Source organism: Pseudomonas sp. LBUM1658 (genome assembly GCF_059716055.1).
This window is the reverse complement of sequence record NZ_CP166798.1, coordinates 5293174-5309834: the sequence shown is the minus strand read 5'-3', so window position 1 is coordinate 5309834 and position 16661 is coordinate 5293174. Positions and strand designations below refer to the sequence as shown.

The window sequence follows — 16661 nt, the reverse complement described above, 5'->3', positions numbered from 1 at the left end:
AATTCTCCGGTCGGCCTGTATCAATATTCCTTGCCTGCCAGAGAAATTTCCTACACGCGACGCTAATGTTTAGCCAACCCACAACCAAACTTCGTCAAATCCGGATTTAACGGCTTATCCGCCCGTGTGACGCTGCTCGGCATCTGTTTACTGCGGTTTTCCTATGGACGCCTGGCTGATCGGAATCAAACACAAGGCTTCGCCTGGCCTCAGCGCCTCGGGCCTTTGTCTTCGATTCACGCCTGCCACCGCACCAAACCTGTCTGCACTCCCTTCCGAACTGGCCTTCTGGGCGCTGTGGCATTGCCGCCATGCGCGCCCACCGGATGGTTGTATTTCCCGTTAAGTCTTTATACGGATCGCACTTGGCCCTACACGGCACGGTGGATCGAACCGGCGGCGCCTGCGCGCTTGCCTGACGCGGAAATACGAGAGTTCCCCATGAGTTTTGCCACGACCCCCTTTGCCTCCCTACAAGAAGCCCAGTCCTTTCTGGCGAACAATCCGGATATCGAGATGTTCGAGCTGTTCATCCTCGACAATAACGGCGTGCCACGGGGCAAGTTGCTGCATCGCGATGAATTGTTGGCGGTGTATGAAAGCGGCCGGCCGCTGCCGAGCACCATCCTCGGATTGACCATCAATGGCGACGACGTGGAAAACTCCGGGCTGGTCTGGGAAGTGGGCGATATCGACTGTCGGGCGTATCCGCTCAGTGGCAGTTTGCAGCGCATGCCGTGGCGGCTGATCCCCACCGCAGCCGTGCAGGTCAGCATGCACCCGCAAGAGGGGATGCCAGCTACGGTGGCCGATCCGCGGCATCTGCTGGCCCAGGTGATCGATGGCCTCAAGGCCGATGGTTTTTATCCGGTCATGGCGGCGGAGCTGGAGTTTTATCTACTCGATCGTGAGCGCGACAGCAACGCTCGGCCGCAACCGGCGCGAGATGTCGACGGCGGTCGGCCGCGCTCTACCCAAGTCTATGGCTTGCGTGAACTGGAGCAGATCGAACCGTTTCTCGCCGATCTCTACAATGCCTGCAAGCTGCAGGGCATTCCGGCGCGCACGGCGATTTCCGAGTACGCACCGGGGCAGGTGGAGATCACCCTTGAGCACCGCAGCGATGCCTTGCAGGCAATGGATGAGGCGGTGCGCTACAAACGCCTGGTCAAAGGCGTGGCGCACAAGCACGGCATGACCGCCTGCTTCATGGCCAAGCCCTTCGATGACCTGGCCGGTACCGGCATGCACATGCATGTCAGCCTGGCGGACAAGGACGGTAATAACCTCTTCGCCAGTGAAGCGCCCGACGGTACGCCGCTGCTCAGGCACGCAGTCGGCGGCATGCTCAGCACCTTGCTCGACTCGTTGCTGCTGTTTTGTCCCAACGCCAACTCCTACCGGCGTTTCCAGACCAACAGTTACGCACCCCTGGCCGCGACCTGGGGCGTGGACAACCGTACGGTGAGTCTGCGAGTACCGGGCGGCCCGGCGTTTTCCCGGCATATCGAACACCGTATCTGCGGCGCCGATGCCAATCCGTATCTGGCGGCAGCGGCGATCCTGGCGGGTATTCATCGGGGCATTCGCGAACAGCGCGACCCCGGCGCTCCGGTTGAAGGCAATGGTTACGCTCAGGCCACCGAGCTGTTGCCGACGGACTGGCTGACCACCTTGCGTGCTCTGGAAGGCTCATCCTGGGCTCGGGACGCCTTCGGAACCGAGTTTCTTGGAGTTTATCTGGCCGTGAAGCGTGCCGAGTACCGACAATTCATGGGCGAAGTGGGCGAGCAGGACTGGCGCTGGTATTTACATCAAGCGTAAGTAGTCAGGCTTCAGATAAAAAGTTTTGGCCATTTGCCACTGGCCAACTATTTGTTCGCTTATTTTTCACGAAAAATTGATGGTTGGCTGCTTAAAGTTTGTGCTGTCGTGGGGAGTGAATGTTTTAGTTGCTTCCTGGCGGCACTACTTTCAAGGAAAAAGCAGACCGTCATGTGGAACATTAAAGCCGTGCGCCCCGAGTGGGTGACGTTGGTTGCCTGTGCCTTTTTATTAATAGGCTTCAACTTTGTGCTCTGGCAACACCTGTTCGAGATTACCTCGTCCGACGGCCAGGGCATGGCCATGCGCGTGGCGTTTGGCCTGATGATCTGGTGTGCGTTCAACATTGTCCTGACCCTGCTGGCCTTTCCTTACGTGCTCAAGCCGGTGCTGATACTGATTTTTTTGATCAGTGCCTGCGTCGCTTACTTTATGGCGCAGTACGGTGTTTTGATTGATAAGGGAATGTTGCGTAACTTTACCGAAACCAATGCCACGGAAGTGCGTGATTTACTCTCGGTCAAGTGGCTTTCCTATATTTTCTTTCTGGGCGTGTTGCCGTCGTGGTTGTTATGGAAGACTCCAATCAACTATCGTTGCTGGCACCGTGAAGTGTTAAGTAAAGTTCTACTGGCCGTTGTATCGGCGGGCGTGCTCGGTATTGTAGCTTTGGCGAACTATCAGGGTTTGTCTTCGTTGTTTCGTAATCACCACGAATTGCGCTTGATGATAGTGCCGAGCAATTACATTGGCGCGTCCGTCGGCTATCTGCGTGAGCAGTTGGTGTCCGCTCGGCAGCCATTCGTCAAGATCGGTGAAGATGCGCAGATGAACCCGAGCTGGCAGGCCCATGCCCGCAAGTCGCTGACGGTGCTGGTGGTGGGCGAAAGTGCCCGTGCGGAAAATTTCGGCATTCTGGGTTATGACCGTGATACCACGCCGAAACTGAATAAAGAGGTGGGCCTGATCGCCTTTACCGACGTGCACTCCTGCGGCACGGAAACCGCGGTGTCGGTGCCGTGCATGTTCTCCAATATGGGCCGCAAGGATTACAACGCCAGCACGGCGAAGAATGAAGAAGGCCTGCTCGATGTGCTCAAGCGTGCCGGGCTGGAAGTGATCTGGCGCGACAACCAGTCTGGCTGCAAAGGCACCTGCGACCGGGTCACGCTTGAGGATGTGAGCAATTTCAAGGATCCGGGCTTGTGTGCCAATAGCGAATGCCGCGATGAAATCCTCTTGCAAGGCTTGCAGCACTTCATCGATCACCTCGATAAAGACACCGTGCTGGTGTTGCACCAGATGGGCAGTCATGGTCCGGAATACTTCAAGCGTTATCCCAAAGAGTACGAGCACTTCACCCCTGTCTGCGAAAGCAACGCGCTGAACAGTTGCAGCCGCGAAAGCATCATCAACGGTTACGACAACACGCTGGTGTATACCGATTACGTATTGGCGACCTTGATCGACGTGCTGCGCAGCAATCAGGACAAGGTCGATACCGCGATGCTCTACCTGTCGGATCACGGTGAATCGCTCGGTGAGTACAACCTGTTCCTGCACGGCACGCCTTATATGCTGGCGCCGGAGCAACAGAAGCACGTGGCAATGCTTGCCTGGTTTTCGGACAGTTATCAGAAGTCCTTCTCGGTGGACACCCATTGCCTGCAGCTGAGTCGCGAAAAGCCGCTAAGCCAGGACAATCTGTTCCATTCAATGCTCGGCCTGCTGGAGGTCAACAGCAGCGTTTATAACCCCGAACTGGATATGTTTGCCGGCTGCCGAGGGGCTGTGCTTGACGGGGTGCTGGCCACTCAGTGAGATCTTTACCGCCATTCGACCTTTTTTTCACGTGCCGATGGTTAATCTGCCGCCAGTTGATCCCTTTACAAGAGTCCGAGCGTCATGTCATCGCAACTCCCATCCACCATTGAGCTTGAGTTCGCCAGGCGCTACGAGCAGGAGCACGCCAGAATTTGTCTGGAAGCGCGCCCCGTCGGCCTGGCCCGGCGGCTGTCGCTTTGGCGCGCTGAGCACTTGGTGCGTCAGGCGCTCAAGGTGGCGGGCGAGCCCGGGCTGATTCTCGACCTTGCCTGCGGTGCCGGGCGCTTCTGGCCGGTGCTGGCCGAGCATACGAACCGGGTCATCCTCGCGGCGGATAACTCTCAGGATATGCTCGACCACGCCCAGACCCATCATTCGCCCGGCCTGCTCGAACGGGTCACAACCTTTCAGAGTTCGGCGTTTACCATTGGTCTGTCGGTGAATGCCGTGGACTGCATTTTCTGCATGCAGTTATTTCAGCAGATTGTCAGCAGCGAGCACCGCCTGCTCCTGCTGCGTGAACTGCATCGCGTCAGCCGCGACACGGTGATTGTTTCGGTGCAGGTCGCCGGCAGCTTCCAGGATCGTCGCCGGCGGGCCAAAAGTGCTGACCCGCAAGCATCGGCGGAGGCTGAAAAACGCCCGTTGGCCAGTAAAACCCAGGTCGAAGGCGAGTTCAGACAAGCAGGATTCGAGATTCTCCATTCTCAAGACTTCATGCCCGGCTACGGCCTGTCACGGGTCTACGTGCTGCGTAAAGGCAGCTAATTTAATCTGTCGGACTATTCTGAGAGTCCGACAGGTGTTTTCCCTCACGCTCTTATGCAGTGAATGCTCGGAAATCGCCGGGGTCGATATATACTGCGCTCCATTCTTCAAGGGAGAGCCGTGTGGCCATCGATATTCACTGGATTCGCGACAACGATAGCCTCGGTCAGTTTTGCGCCGAGTGGCAGCAGTTGCCATTCGTTGCCCTCGACACCGAATTCATGCGGGTCGATACTTTTTATCCGATCGCCGGGCTGCTGCAGATTGGCGATGGCGTGCGCGCTTACCTGATTGACCCATTGACGATCGATAACTGGCAACCCTTGGCCGCTTTGCTGGAAAATCCGGCAGTGATCAAGGTCGTGCATGCCTGCAGCGAAGATCTGGAAGTGTTGCTGCGCCTGACCGGCAGCCTGCCGGCGCCATTGTTCGATACCCAATTGGCCGCCGCCTATCTGAACCTGGGCTTTTCCATGGGCTACTCGCGCCTGGTCCAGGAAGTGCTGGGAATCGATCTGCCCAAGGGCGAAACCCGTTCCGACTGGCTGCAACGCCCGCTGTCCGAGACCCAGATCAGCTACGCCGCCGAAGATGCGCTGCATCTGGCTGAGGTCTACATCCGCTTGCACCCGAAACTGTCCGACGACAAGTACGCCTGGGTGCTGGAGGACGGTGCCGAGCTGGTGGCCAACCTGCGTCGCGAAGTCGACCCCTACGAGGTCTATCGCGAGGCCAAACTGGCCTGGAAGCTTTCCCGTGCCCAATTGGCCGTGTTGCGTGAACTCTGTGCCTGGCGTGAACGCGAAGCCCGCGCCCGCGACCTGCCGCGTAACCGGATTGTCCGTGAACACTCGTTATGGCCATTGGCCCGGACCCAGCCGGACAACCTCACGGCGCTGGCAAAAATCGAAGACATGCACCCGCGTACCGTACGTCAGGACGGCGAGTTTCTGCTGGAGTTGATCAAGCAAGCTGGCAGTGTACCCCCTGAGCAATGGCCGGCCGCGGTGCCTGAGCCGTTGCCGGTCGAAGCTGCAGCCTTGATCAAGCGTCTGCGGGCGCTGGGCCAGGCCGAAGCCGAACGCCTGGACATGGCGCCAGAACTGATGCTGCGCAAGAAAACCCTGGAAGCCCTGCTCAAAAGCGGCTTCCCCGAGGGCCCTTACCAATTGCCTGATTCGTTGCGTGGCTGGCGCCGCGAATTGATGGGTCAGATGCTGCTCGACAGCCTGGCCACCGCCGGAGAACAGCCTTGAAACGTATTTGCTCCATCTACCGAAGCCTGCGCAAGAACGAGATGTACCTTTACGTGCTGAAAAGCGATGCACTGGAACGCGTCCCGGAAACTCTGCTGCTGGCCTTTGGCAAGCCGCACCACGCCTTCGACCTGGTGCTCAGCCCGGAGCGCAAGTTGTCCCGCGAGGACATCAATGTGGTGCTGGAGAACCTTGAGAGGCAGGGCTATCACCTGCAAATGCCACCGGCCGAAGACGAGTACATCGAACATTTGCCCGAAGAACTGCTGCGGCGCAATGATCCGCTGTGATGGACCGGTCCGGGTGCTCTGTCCAGAGCACTTTTACAAATGGAACTGAATAATCTGGCGGTGGCCGTTAACGATGGGTAAAACCTGTCGACGACCACCCGCACTGTTTTTTGAAAGGTTTGAACCATGCGCGTTCTGATTGCTGAACACGACCACGCTCTTTACGCCCAATTGTTGCGTCAGGCCGCTCCTGACCTGGAAGTGCTCACCAGTGGCGACTCCGCCGAATTGGCGAGCCTGGCCGCGGATTGCCCGATCTGGCTCGGCCAGCCGGACCTGCTGGCGACCCTGCTGCGCCAGGGCCATGAGCCGCAGTGGTTGCAATCGACCTGGGCCGGGATCACCCCGTTGCTCGCCGAGGGTCTGCCGCGGCATTACCGCCTGACCCGGGCGGTGGGGATTTTCGGTCAGGTCATGGCCGAGTACGTGCTGACCTACATGCTCGGCCATGAGCGCGAAGTGCTGGCACGGCTGGTCAGTCAGGTCGAGCGCAAGTGGGACAACCGCCAGGTTCAGAGCCTGGCCGGGCGCAAGGTATTGATCGTCGGCACCGGCGACATCGGCTGCAGCGTGGCGCAGTTTCTGTTGCCGTTCGGGGTCGAGTTGTATGGCATTGCCAGCGAAGCTCGTGAGCAGGCGCCGTTTATCGAAGTCGCCGGGCTGGAAGATCTCGGGCGTTTGGTGGGGGAGGTCGATTATGTGATCAACCTGCTGCCCAATACGCCGGATACCCACGATCTGTACGACGCGGCGCTGTTCAAGCAATTCAAGCCGACCGGGTTGTTCATCAACGTCGGGCGCGGTGTGGCGGTGGTCGATGCGGACCTGGTCGAAGCCTTGAAGGAAGGGCATCTGGCCGGGGCGGTGATCGACGTCTGCCGTCAAGAGCCGTTGCCGCAACGTCACCCGTTCTGGACCGCCTGGGGCTTGCTGCTGACCGGCCACAGTTCGGCGCCGACTTCACCGTCGATGATGGTGCAGTTGTTTGTCGAGAACCTGCGGGCGTATCAGGCCGATATGGCGTTGCGTGGGGAAGTGAGTTTCGATCGGGGGTACTAAGCACACCGCAATCAATGTGGCGAGGGAGCTTGCTGTGGCGAGGGGGCTTGCCCCCGCTGGGTCGCGAAGCGGCCCTAAAATCGGCAATCGCGGATATTCAGGTAGAACGCATCAGCCGGTTTTACGACTGCTGCGCAGCCGAGCGGGGGCAAGCCCCCTCGCCACAGTGCTTTGCTTACAGGCTGAAATCACCCTCAGCCACGGTCTCGCTCAACGGTCGGCGCGGGCTTGGGACTTCGCGGGCCTGCAGATACTCGGCCAGGGTGGCCTTGTCTCCCAGCTTGCCGATCGCCACGGCGGCGTGCAATGCGTAGCCTTCAGGGATATTCAGCTCCTTGCGGGTCAGTTCCTGATCGAAACCGGCCATGCCGTGGGTGTGCCAGCCGCTGAGGCTGGCTTGCAGCGCCAGATGGCCCCAGGCCGAGCCGGTGTCGAAGGTATGCCACAACGCCGGCGTTTCTTCTTCGGCGCCTGGTGCCGTGAAGGTGGTTTTCGAAATCACGATCACCAGCGCCGAGGCGTGTTGTGCCCAGCTGCGGTTGAATTCATTCAGCAGGCCCAGGTAGCGTTCCCAGTTCGGTGTGTCACGACGGGCGTAGAGGAAACGCCACGGCTGCGAGTTGTAGGCCGATGGTGCCCAGCGCGCGGCTTCGAAAAAGCTCAGCAGGGTTTCTTGCGGGATGCTTTCGCCGGTGAAGGCGCGGGGCGACCAGCGATCGGTGAACTGCGGGTGGATGGCATAGTCGGCGACGCGGGGATTAGCGCTCATGAAGAGATTCCTTGCTACGTTTGAGTATGAAAGTCGAAAAAACCGGCGGGCGCAGTTGAGCTGAGCAGTGAGGTCTTCTTGAGCCGTGGCAGTTCACCAGAATGCAACGCGGTTGAGCGTTAATGGCACTTCGGTTTGGCCCTTTGCGACTGGCAAAGCTACTTCGCCGCGCAAGAACTGACAAGTCCTGTTCTACCGGCAGTCGCAAGCGCTTGGCCGCAGAGCCCTCGCGCACTAGACTGGCGGCCTTTTCACTGCCCGATACTGATGCTTGAGCCATGGCCGCCAAAGTCGAACCTTTCTGGATACGCAAAACCCTCGAACAACTCGATCAAGAAGAGTGGGAGTCGTTGTGCGATGGCTGTGGCCTGTGCTGCCTGCAAAAGCTCGAAGACGAAGATGACAACAGCGTCTACTACACGCGCATTGCCTGCAAACTGCTGGACCTGAAAACCTGCCAGTGCAGCGATTACACCAATCGTCGCGACTCGGTGCCCGATTGCATCCAGCTCACGCCGGGCAAAGCCGACCAGTTCAAATGGCTGCCGCCGACCTGCGGCTACCGTCTGGTCAGCGAGGGCAAGGATTTGCCGCTCTGGCACCATCTGGTCTGCGGTGATCGCGATGCTGTACACCATGAACGCATCTCCCAATCCGGGCGCATGCTCGCCGAAGGCAGCGTGGCCGAAGAGGATTGGGAGGATCATCTGATCTTTCGTGCGGGTTAAGAGCGCGCCGCTTTAGCGTTTCAAGGTTGATTCACGAGGGAGTGTGTATGGCTGTGGGGGCAAGGCTACCGTTAGCCTGTTTGTTGCTGGCGCTGAGTTCGCCGCTGTGGGCGGCCCAGAAAATCAATCTGGATTACCACGTGCGCCTGTTGCCGCAGAGCGATCAGGCCGAAGTGCGGCTGACCCTGGCCGACGGCGCGGCGGTACGCAGTCTTGACCTGGACCTGGGCAATCGCGGCGATTACAGCGATTTCAAGGCCGATGGCCAGTGGCAATCCTCTGCGCCCCAAACTCCCGAAGGCCAGCGTGGCATCTGGCGTCCTGCCAGTGGCAAGGCCAGCCTGACCTACCGCGTGCGCATCAGCCATGCCCGCAAGAATGGCACTTTCGAAGCGCGCATGACCCCGAGTTGGGCGTTGCTGCGCGGTGACGACCTGGTACCTGCCGCTCGCCTCGACCAGCAGGACGGCATCGAGCTGGTGTCGCGGCTGGAATTCGAGTTACCGGCAGGCTGGAAAAGCGTCGAGACCGCCTGGCCGCGTATCGGCAAGAACCGTTTTCGGGTCGACAACGTTTCGCGTCTGTTTGATCGGCCGACCGGCTGGATGCTCGCCGGCACCCTGGGCAGTCGCCGCACTCGCCTGGGAGAAACCGAAGTCACGGTCGCCTCGCCGCAAGGCCAGGGCATGCGACGCATGGACGTGCTGACACTGCTGACCTTCGTTTGGCCGCAAGTGCAGGCGGCATTCCCGCGCCACCCGACCAAGTTGCTGATTGTCGGCGCGGGCGACCCGATGTGGCGCGGTAGCCTGGCCGGGCGGGATTCGATTTACCTGCACAGCCGCATACCGCTGGTCAGCGAAAATGGCACCAGCCCCTTGGTGCGCGAGCTGGCTCAGGTGTTTGGCCGGATCAACGACAGTCAGCGCAGCGACTGGATCAGTGAGGGTTTTGCCGAGTATTACGCGATCGAACTGGTGCGCCGGGCTGGCGGCATGAGTGACGAGCGTTATCAGAGCCTGAAGAGCCGACTGGCCAGGGACGGCCATAAAGTCAGCACCTTGCGCGGCGAGCAAATCAGCGGACCGGCGGTTGCCAGAGCAGTGTTGCTGCTGCAGGAACTGGATAGCGAGATTCGTCTGAAAACCCGCAACAAACGTTCCCTGGACGATGTGCTGCACGCCGTCATGCGCCTGGAAAGTGTCAGCACCCGGGAGTTCGTGCAGTTGAGCGAGAGCATTCTCGGCGAATCGTCGTCGGTGCTCGATAGCAAGTTGTTGCAGTGACCGCAAAAGATCAAAAGATCGCAGCCTGCGGCGGTCGGCGTAGGAGCTGCCGCAGGCTGCGATCTTTTGCGGTTAATGCAGATTTTCCTGGTACACCAAAACCATCAAACTCCGGCTTTAGGCGATTCCACCGAGTCATTACCGGTCACCGTTGCCGTGCGGGTCGCCGCCTCGGCATTGGCTTTCATCCGGCGCAGATCTTCACCGGCCCGTTCGATTTTCGCGCGCACGTTGTTCATGTCCTGGCGGCTTTTTTCCAGCAAGTCTTTCGCCGAGCTGTGGCCAGTAATACCACGGGCCAGCGCCACCCCGCCAATCGCTATCTGGATCAGACCGAAAACGCCGCCACGGCGCAGACCTTTGCCCATCATCAGCACGCCACCGGCCAGCGAACCAATGCGTTCCCAGCCCTGGACGTTCTGCGTCGGCCGGGTCTGGAAAGGGGTGGACTCGATGCGCTCTACGATTTTGCTGTCGCTCATGATCTGTCTCCAGGAGGGTGATTGATATAAAGCTGACTGCGCGAGCGCGTCGCTTGTTCCGTCGGTTTTCCAGATTTACACATTAGAACTTCGGCCCGGAGCGGGTGTTATTACCCTTGGCCATGCGGTCATACAGCACCACGTTGACGGTCGCGGCAAGGTTCATGCAGCCGGTGGTCGGGATGTAGACCACGTCTTCGCACCAGTCGCGGATGTCTTTATCCAGCGAGCCGTCTTCCGGGCCAAAGATATACAGCGCGCGATCCGGGTGGGTGTACTCCGGCAGCGAGCGAGCGCCCTCGACCAGTTCGACAGCGACCGGGATGCAGCCCAGCGGAAGGATTTTCTTCAGGTCTTCGATGCCGATCAACGGAATGTCCTGGTGGACTTTCTTGGTGTCGGTGACAAAGTCGCGGGCGCGTTCATAACGCTTGCCGGTGTAGAACACCGACGCCACGCCGTAACAGCCAGCGGCGCGCATCACCGAACCGACGTTCTCCGGTGACTTGGGGTTATACAAACCAATGCAGCTGTACCGTTTGTTGGCCACGAGCGGGGTGCCTTCGAGAAAAACCGTGATTATACGGGGATTGCTTCGGAGCCGGTCGGTTAGATAATCAAGAGTCAACGCGCAACCCTGTGGCGAGGGAGCTTGCTCCCGCTCGAGCGCGAAGCGGTCGTAAACCGGCTGATGCGTTCTTTCTGAAAAATCGCGATTGCAGGTTTTTGGGCCGCTTCGCAGCCCAGCGGGAGCAAGCTCCCTCGCCACAGGAGGCCAGAGTGGGGCTTACTCGTCTTTCTTCATCAACCCCGCCAGCGCGGCAAACGGGTTGTGGGTGGCCTTGGCGATTTTTGGCGAACTGGTGGAGCTTTCGCTGAAATACTGCTGGTCGGTGTAGCGCGAGTGTTCGTTGTCGTGGCAGTACAGGCACAGCAGCTCCCAGTTGGAGCCGTCCTGCGGGTTGTTGTCGTGGTTGTGATCGCGGTGGTGCACGGTCAGTTCGCTCAGGCGTTTGCCGGAGAACTCACGGGCGCAGCGTCCGCAGACGTGCGGGTACATCTTCAGGGCCTTGTCACGGTAACCCATCTCGCGGTCGCGCTGGTTGTCGGCAAGGATGCGGTCCAGTTTGGCGGTGTTGGACGGAGGCGTTGACGAACTCATGGGTTCACCTTTGTAAAAGACTAATGACGGTTATGCAGCAAGTTTAGCTCAGGCCTTGAGCTTCTCGGCAATCCAGATGGTGTGCCGCGTGCCTTTGTTGCCGTGGGCGAAGACTTGCACTTCCTCGGCCTTGAAGCCGGCCTTGCGCAGCTTGTCGGAAAACTGCCGGTCGGCACTGGCCGACCACACCGCGAGCACGCCTTTTGGGCGCAGGGCCTTGGCGCAGGCACTGAGGCCGCCCGAGGAGTAAAGCCAGCTATTGGCCTTCTGGGTCAGGCCTTCGGGGCCATTGTCGACGTCGAGCATGATCGCGTCGAAACCCTGTGGCTCGGCTTGCAGCACCTTGGCCACGTCTTCCATGCGGATCACGGTGCGCGGGTCGAGCAGTGGTCGACCGGATTTTTCCCCCAGGGGCCCGCGATTCCACTCGACTACACCCGGGACCAGCTCCGCGACCACCACCTCGGCGGTCTTGCCCAGATGCTTAAGCGCCGCGGCCAGGGTGAAACCCATGCCCAGGCCGCCGATCAGCACCCGCGAGCCTGGACGACCCGCGACCTTGCGGCAGGGAATCTCGGCCAATGCGTCTTCGGAGCCGTGCATGCGGGTGTTCATCAGTTGTCCGCCGTCGCCGCCCTGAATCTTGATGACGAAATCCTCGCCGTATTCGAACAGGCACAAGGCACCGCCGTTATCGGGGATCGGGGTGGTGTCGAGTAGAACGAAACGTTTCATGGGACTCTCATTAGGAAGGGGAAACTGGCATTGAGAAAGGCAAACTTGCGCGGTTGGGAGTAGCCTGAAGTGCGATGAAAAGAGCAACGGAGCCATTGATGAAGCGCACCATTCTAACGGGCATTGCGTTGGCCGCGCTCTCGATAAGTGCAGCGCAGGCGCAAGAGCTGCAACCTGTGCCGGTTACGCCGGCACCGATGCCGGGTTCGCCGGGCACCGCGACGCCTACGCCGTATCCACAGATCACCCCTCCGAGTATTCCCAAGGCCGGCGGTGGCGACGGCTCACCCTTGCTGCCACCGATGCCGATGCCCAGGCCGCCCAAAGACCAGACGTTGCCCGGGCTGGAGCAAAACCCGCCGAAAGCCAAGACGCCAGGCGGTTAGACCCGCGGTGAGAGCTTGCCCGGTGTCCGATATGAAGACCGGTACGCCGGGCCGAGTGCCTCAGGCGATGCCCAGAACCTTGAAAATAAAGGCGTATTCGAGCGCTACATCACGCAATCCCTGATAACGCCCGCTCATCCCGCCATGGCCAGCGCCAAGCTCGGTCTTGAGCAGCAGCAGATGGTCGTCGGTTTTAGTCGCTCGCAGCTTTGCCACCCATTTGGCTGCTTCCCAGTACTGCACGCGGCTGTCGTTGTAACCGGCGATCACCAGGGTCGCCGGGTAGACCTGGGCCCGGACGTTTTCGTAGGGCGCATAAGCCTTGATCCGCTCATGGACTTCAGGTTCTTCAGGGTTGCCCCATTCATCGTATTCGGTGACGGTCAGCGGCAGATCCGGGTCGAGCATGGTGTTCAGAACGTCGACAAAGGGCACTTCGGCGATCGCCGCCTGGAACAGTTCGGGACGCTGGTTAAGCACCGCACCGATCAGCAAGCCACCGGCGCTGCCACCGCTGATCGCCAGTTGCGATGAGCTGGTGAAACCATTGGCGATCAGGTGTTCGGCGCAGGCGATGAAGTCGCTGAAGGTGTTCTGTTTGTGTTCCTGCTTGCCGGCGCGATACCAGGCTTCACCCAGTTCGCCACCGCCCCGCACGTGGGCGATGGCGAAGGCGACGCCGCGATCGAGCAGGCTCAGGCGCGCATGGGAAAACCATGGATCGAGACTTTCGCCATAGGCGCCGTAACCGTAAAGGTAGAGCGGCGTCGGTTTGCCGAGGGATTCGCGTTTGACCACCAGGCTGATCGGCACCTGCGTGCCGTCGGCGGCGGTAGCCCATAGGCGCTGGCTGACATAAGCCTCGGGGTCGAACGGGCCAAGCACCGGAGTTTCCTTGAGGACTTTCTGCTCGCCAGTCGCCAGATCGAGCTGGCGGATTTGCGCGGGGCGATTCAGCGCTTCGTAGCGCAGACGGATTTTATCGCTGACAAACTCCAGGCTGTTCTGCACATGCAGACTGTAAGCCGCGTCGGGCAGTTGCACGCGGTAGGCGGGCAGGCCCTCGGGGCGGACTTCAATGATCGGCAAGCCACCTTCGCGCAGACTCAGGGTCAGCGCCGAAGCGTTCAGGCTCATGCCGTCGAGCATCACGCTGTCGCTGTGGGGGACCAGGTTCTGCCAGTCGGCCTCGGTCGGTACGACGCCGACGCCGTTATCGGCAGCCTGGTACAGAGCGAAGTTGATGCCATCGCGGTTGCTGCGAATCAGCCAGGTCCATTGGCCGTCGAGCTTGCCGTGGTCGGCGTCATACTCATGCGCTTCGACTCGCGGCGCCAGGCAAGTAAAGGGTTGCTGCGGCTGCGAAGCGTCAAGGACCCAGACTTCGCTGGTGGTCTTGCTGCCCAGGGACAGTATCAACTGGCGCTCGGAGCTTGAACGGTAGCAATGCAGGAAGAAACGTCCGTCCGACTCATGGAACACTTCTTCGGCTGCGGTGCCGTCCAGGCGATAACGGAACAGTTTGTGCGGGCGATGGGTGTCATCCAGTTCGCCGAAGAACAGCGTCAGGCTGTCATTGGCCCAGGTCATGCTGCCGTCGCAGTTTTCGAACGACAGCTCGCTGACTCTGCCGCTGGACAGCTCCTTGACGAACAGGGTGTAGGTTTCTTCGCCATTGGTGTCCAGGCTGTAGGCCAGGCGCTGGTGGTCCGGGCTGATGCTGAACGCGCCAAGGGAGAAGTAGCCGCCGTTGGCCAGCTCGTTCGGGTCGAGCAATAGCTGCTCCTGGCTTTCATCGACCTGTTGGCTGTCATCGGCCGGACGCGGGCAGCGGTAGTGCCGGGCGTATTCATCACCGGCCGTGGTGCGGGTGTAATACAGATACGGGCCCCAAGGCGAGGGCAGCGACAGATCGGTTTCGCGAATCCGCGCCTTGATTTCTTCGAACAGGGTTTCGCGCAGTTCGGCCTGATTGGCCAGTTGCGCCTCCTGATAGCGGTTTTCCGCCTTGAGGTAGTCGAGCACAGGCAGACTGTCGCGGTCCTGCAGCCAGGCATAAGGGTCGGCACCGTCGGCCTTGTGGGCGATCGGAGCGGCGAGAACGTTGGCAGATAGGGGCATGAATGGCTCTCGGACGTTGTACAAAAATAAGGGTTCGCGGACGGCGGTGCAGCCTGACATGCGAAAAGCCGTTATCATAAGCGCCTCTTCGCCTGCCATGCCATGGACACCATGACCGAGAACGACTATCTGATCTCTTGGGGCCTTTACGCCTTCGCCGCTTTGGGCTGCCTGTTGGTGTGGATGCGCATGACCCGCTGGATGTGGCGCTGGTTGCGTGAGCCATTGCGCCTGCTGATGGCGGTGCTGCTGTTCACCCCGACTATTATCGACCCGGTGAAGGAAAAATACGCCCCGGCACTGGCCATTACTGCTCTGGACCTGCTGTTCAAGGTCGGCAACAACGTCTGGCGCGCGGTCTCCGATCTGTTCATGTACGGCATGATCGCCTTCGGTATCTACCTCATATTCGCCTTGATTCGCTGGCTGATCGAGCGTGGCTCCAACGCTCGCAAGGAACAGACCGCTGCTGCGAAAGCTGCGGTGTCGGCGCAGGAACCCGAGGAGGAGCAACCTTTCGGTGGTGCCGGTGATGACCGTTATGGTCGCCCGCCGGTCCCCGGTAACCCCCAGCGTTTGCGAGTCGAACCGCGTTTGTAACCCTATCCCGGCATTGAAGCGAGAGTCCGAGCATGTGTGAGTTGTTGGGCATGAGCGCCAATGTACCGACTGATATCGTGTTCAGCTTTACCGGGCTGATGCAGCGCGGTGGCCGCACTGGTCCGCACCGTGACGGTTGGGGCATCGCATTCTACGAAGGCCGCGGCTTGCGTCTGTTTCAGGACCCGGCGGCCAGTTGCGACTCCGAAGTGGCGCAACTGGTGCAGCGTTATCCGATCAAAAGCGAAGTGGTGATTGGCCATATCCGTCAGGCCAATGTCGGCAAGGTCTGCCTGTCCAATACCCATCCGTTCGTGCGAGAACTGTGGGGGCGTAACTGGTGTTTCGCCCATAATGGCCAGTTGGCCGATTTCCAGTCGATCGCCAGTTTCTATCGGCCGATCGGCGATACCGACAGCGAAGCGGCGTTCTGCGATTTGCTCAACCGGGTGCGTCAGGCCTTTCCCGAACCGGTGGACGTCGAACAATTGCTCCCGGACCTGGTGGCGGCCTGCGCCGAATACCGCAGCAAAGGCGTGTTCAACTGCCTGCTCAGCGACGGCGACTGGCTGTTTTGCTATTGCTCGACCAAGCTTGCGCAGATAACCCGCCGTGCACCATTCGGCCCGGCGCGCTTGAAGGATGTCGATGTGATCGTCGACTTCCAGGCAGAAACCACGCCCAATGACGTGGTGACGGTGATTGCCACCGAACCCTTGACTGAAAACGAGACCTGGACCCGTTACGAACCGGGCCAATGGAGCCTGTGGCGACGCGGCGAATGCGTCAGCCAGGGCCAGACCGAATAAGGACGTCCCGTATGTTGCTCAGTTATCTGCGACTGGTGTTGTTTGCCATTGGCCTGTTGGTCGGTGTGCAAGTGCCGGGTTTCATCAGCGACTACGCCAAGCGCGTCGAAGCGCACTTGATCGAAGCGCAAACCGGTTTGCGCGGCTTTCAGGGCACTGCCCAGCAGTTCTTCAAGGGTGATTTGCAGGCGTTGGTAGCCCATTATCGCGCCAGCGAGGACCCGGTGTTTCGCAGCGATGCCGACAGCCTGAGTACCTTGCTCGGTCGCCAGCTGGCACTCGACAAGCAGTATCAGGCCATGCAAGGCCCGTGGTACATCCGCGTGCTGCAGGTGGTACTGGCCGCCGATCCGGAGATTCGCAAGGAAACCTGGAACGGCTACAGCTATCAGATCCTGCTGACCCCCGAAGCGATGGGTTGGGGCCTGGGCGGTGCGATGCTGCTGTCGTTCGGTCTGGAGTGCCTGTTTCGTTTGATCGACTGGGTGGTGCTCGGCGGCAAACGCCTGCGCCAGAGCCGGCCGATTGAAGAGCGGGATTTGAAGGGGTTGTAGGAGCTGCC

The 16661-nt window shown here is 60.0% G+C and carries 18 protein-coding genes; 12 read left to right on the top strand and 6 right to left on the bottom strand.

Features of this window, described 5'->3' with window-relative positions; genetic code table 11:
- The first annotated feature begins 441 nt into the window (after nt 1-441).
- The 6 genes from ACA064_RS24430 to ACA064_RS24405 all read left to right on the top strand — a co-directional run bounded on the left by ACA064_RS24430 (nt 442) and on the right by ACA064_RS24405 (nt 7021).
- Nucleotides 442-1824: a glutamine synthetase family protein gene (locus ACA064_RS24430; RefSeq protein WP_497670421.1), complete on the top strand. Its 1383-nt coding sequence runs from the start codon at nt 442-444 to the stop codon at nt 1822-1824.
- Nucleotides 1825-1995: 171 nt separating this feature from the next.
- Nucleotides 1996-3645, top strand: coding sequence for a phosphoethanolamine transferase (locus ACA064_RS24425; protein WP_497670420.1), 1650 nt, complete (start codon nt 1996-1998; stop codon nt 3643-3645).
- 84 nt (nt 3646-3729) lie between these two features.
- A complete protein-coding gene (locus ACA064_RS24420; protein ID WP_497670419.1) occupies nt 3730-4416 on the top strand; it encodes a class I SAM-dependent methyltransferase in 687 nt (228 codons plus the stop codon).
- 122 nt (nt 4417-4538) lie between these two features.
- Entirely contained in the window at nt 4539-5672 is a 1134-nt protein-coding gene (gene rnd, locus ACA064_RS24415) for a ribonuclease D (protein WP_497670418.1), read from the top strand.
- Nucleotides 5669-5962: a YcgL domain-containing protein gene (locus ACA064_RS24410; protein WP_497670417.1), complete on the top strand. Its 294-nt coding sequence runs from the start codon at nt 5669-5671 to the stop codon at nt 5960-5962. The genes rnd and ACA064_RS24410 overlap by 4 nt, the downstream gene beginning before the upstream one ends.
- Nucleotides 5963-6088: 126 nt before the next feature.
- Nucleotides 6089-7021, top strand: a complete 933-nt coding sequence (locus tag ACA064_RS24405; protein WP_497670416.1) for a D-2-hydroxyacid dehydrogenase — start codon at nt 6089-6091, stop codon at nt 7019-7021.
- A 175-nt stretch (nt 7022-7196) separates the two neighbouring features.
- On the opposite strand, the gene ACA064_RS24400 is transcribed toward ACA064_RS24405, so the two are convergent.
- Nucleotides 7197-7790 carry a nitroreductase family protein gene (locus ACA064_RS24400; RefSeq protein WP_150807377.1) on the bottom strand — a complete coding sequence of 198 codons (594 nt, stop codon included), beginning with the start codon at nt 7788-7790 and terminating at the stop codon, nt 7197-7199.
- 278 nt (nt 7791-8068) lie between these two features.
- Here ACA064_RS24400 and ACA064_RS24395 point away from each other — a divergent pair, with 278 nt between their 5' ends.
- Both ACA064_RS24395 and ACA064_RS24390 read left to right on the top strand, forming a co-directional pair.
- A complete protein-coding gene (locus tag ACA064_RS24395; RefSeq protein WP_150807378.1) occupies nt 8069-8518 on the top strand; it encodes a YcgN family cysteine cluster protein in 450 nt (149 codons plus the stop codon).
- A 47-nt stretch (nt 8519-8565) separates the two neighbouring features.
- Nucleotides 8566-9804, top strand: a complete 1239-nt coding sequence (locus ACA064_RS24390) for a hypothetical protein (protein ID WP_497670415.1) — start codon at nt 8566-8568, stop codon at nt 9802-9804.
- A 104-nt stretch (nt 9805-9908) separates the two neighbouring features.
- Here ACA064_RS24390 and ACA064_RS24385 read toward each other — a convergent pair whose 3' ends face one another.
- The 4 genes from ACA064_RS24385 to ACA064_RS24370 all read right to left on the bottom strand — a co-directional run bounded on the left by ACA064_RS24385 (nt 9909) and on the right by ACA064_RS24370 (nt 12183).
- Nucleotides 9909-10286, bottom strand: a complete 378-nt coding sequence (locus ACA064_RS24385; protein ID WP_497670414.1) for a YgaP family membrane protein — start codon at nt 10284-10286, stop codon at nt 9909-9911.
- An 82-nt stretch (nt 10287-10368) separates the two neighbouring features.
- A complete protein-coding gene (locus ACA064_RS24380; RefSeq protein WP_150642116.1) occupies nt 10369-10836 on the bottom strand; it encodes an RNA methyltransferase in 468 nt (155 codons plus the stop codon).
- 237 nt (nt 10837-11073) lie between these two features.
- The gene (locus tag ACA064_RS24375) at nt 11074-11448 is read right to left on the bottom strand and encodes a YajD family HNH nuclease (protein WP_497670413.1); all 375 of its coding nucleotides are present in this window, start codon (nt 11446-11448) and stop codon (nt 11074-11076) included.
- Between the two features lie 48 nt (nt 11449-11496).
- Nucleotides 11497-12183, bottom strand: a complete 687-nt coding sequence (locus ACA064_RS24370; protein WP_419115037.1) for a spermidine synthase — start codon at nt 12181-12183, stop codon at nt 11497-11499.
- A gap of 98 nt (nt 12184-12281) precedes the next feature.
- Between ACA064_RS24370 and ACA064_RS24365 the strand changes: the two genes are divergently transcribed.
- Nucleotides 12282-12569 carry a hypothetical protein gene (locus ACA064_RS24365; RefSeq protein WP_497670412.1) on the top strand — a complete coding sequence of 96 codons (288 nt, stop codon included), beginning with the start codon at nt 12282-12284 and terminating at the stop codon, nt 12567-12569.
- A 60-nt stretch (nt 12570-12629) separates the two neighbouring features.
- Here the strand turns inward: ACA064_RS24365 and ACA064_RS24360 are convergent, their stop codons facing one another.
- Nucleotides 12630-14690 carry a S9 family peptidase gene (locus tag ACA064_RS24360; RefSeq protein ID WP_497670411.1) on the bottom strand — a complete coding sequence of 687 codons (2061 nt, stop codon included), beginning with the start codon at nt 14688-14690 and terminating at the stop codon, nt 12630-12632.
- A 102-nt stretch (nt 14691-14792) separates the two neighbouring features.
- On the opposite strand from ACA064_RS24360, the gene ACA064_RS24355 reads away from it, so the two are divergent.
- The 3 genes from ACA064_RS24355 to ACA064_RS24345 are packed head-to-tail and all read left to right on the top strand — an operon-like array spanning nt 14793 to nt 16653.
- A complete protein-coding gene (locus ACA064_RS24355; protein ID WP_497670410.1) occupies nt 14793-15290 on the top strand; it encodes an MFS transporter in 498 nt (165 codons plus the stop codon).
- A gap of 32 nt (nt 15291-15322) precedes the next feature.
- A complete protein-coding gene (locus tag ACA064_RS24350; protein WP_497670409.1) occupies nt 15323-16099 on the top strand; it encodes a class II glutamine amidotransferase in 777 nt (258 codons plus the stop codon).
- Between the two features lie 11 nt (nt 16100-16110).
- Complete coding sequence (locus ACA064_RS24345; RefSeq protein ID WP_497670408.1) at nt 16111-16653, top strand: DUF2937 family protein; 543 nt, start codon at nt 16111-16113, stop codon at nt 16651-16653.
- The last annotated feature ends 8 nt before the right edge of the window (nt 16654-16661 follow it).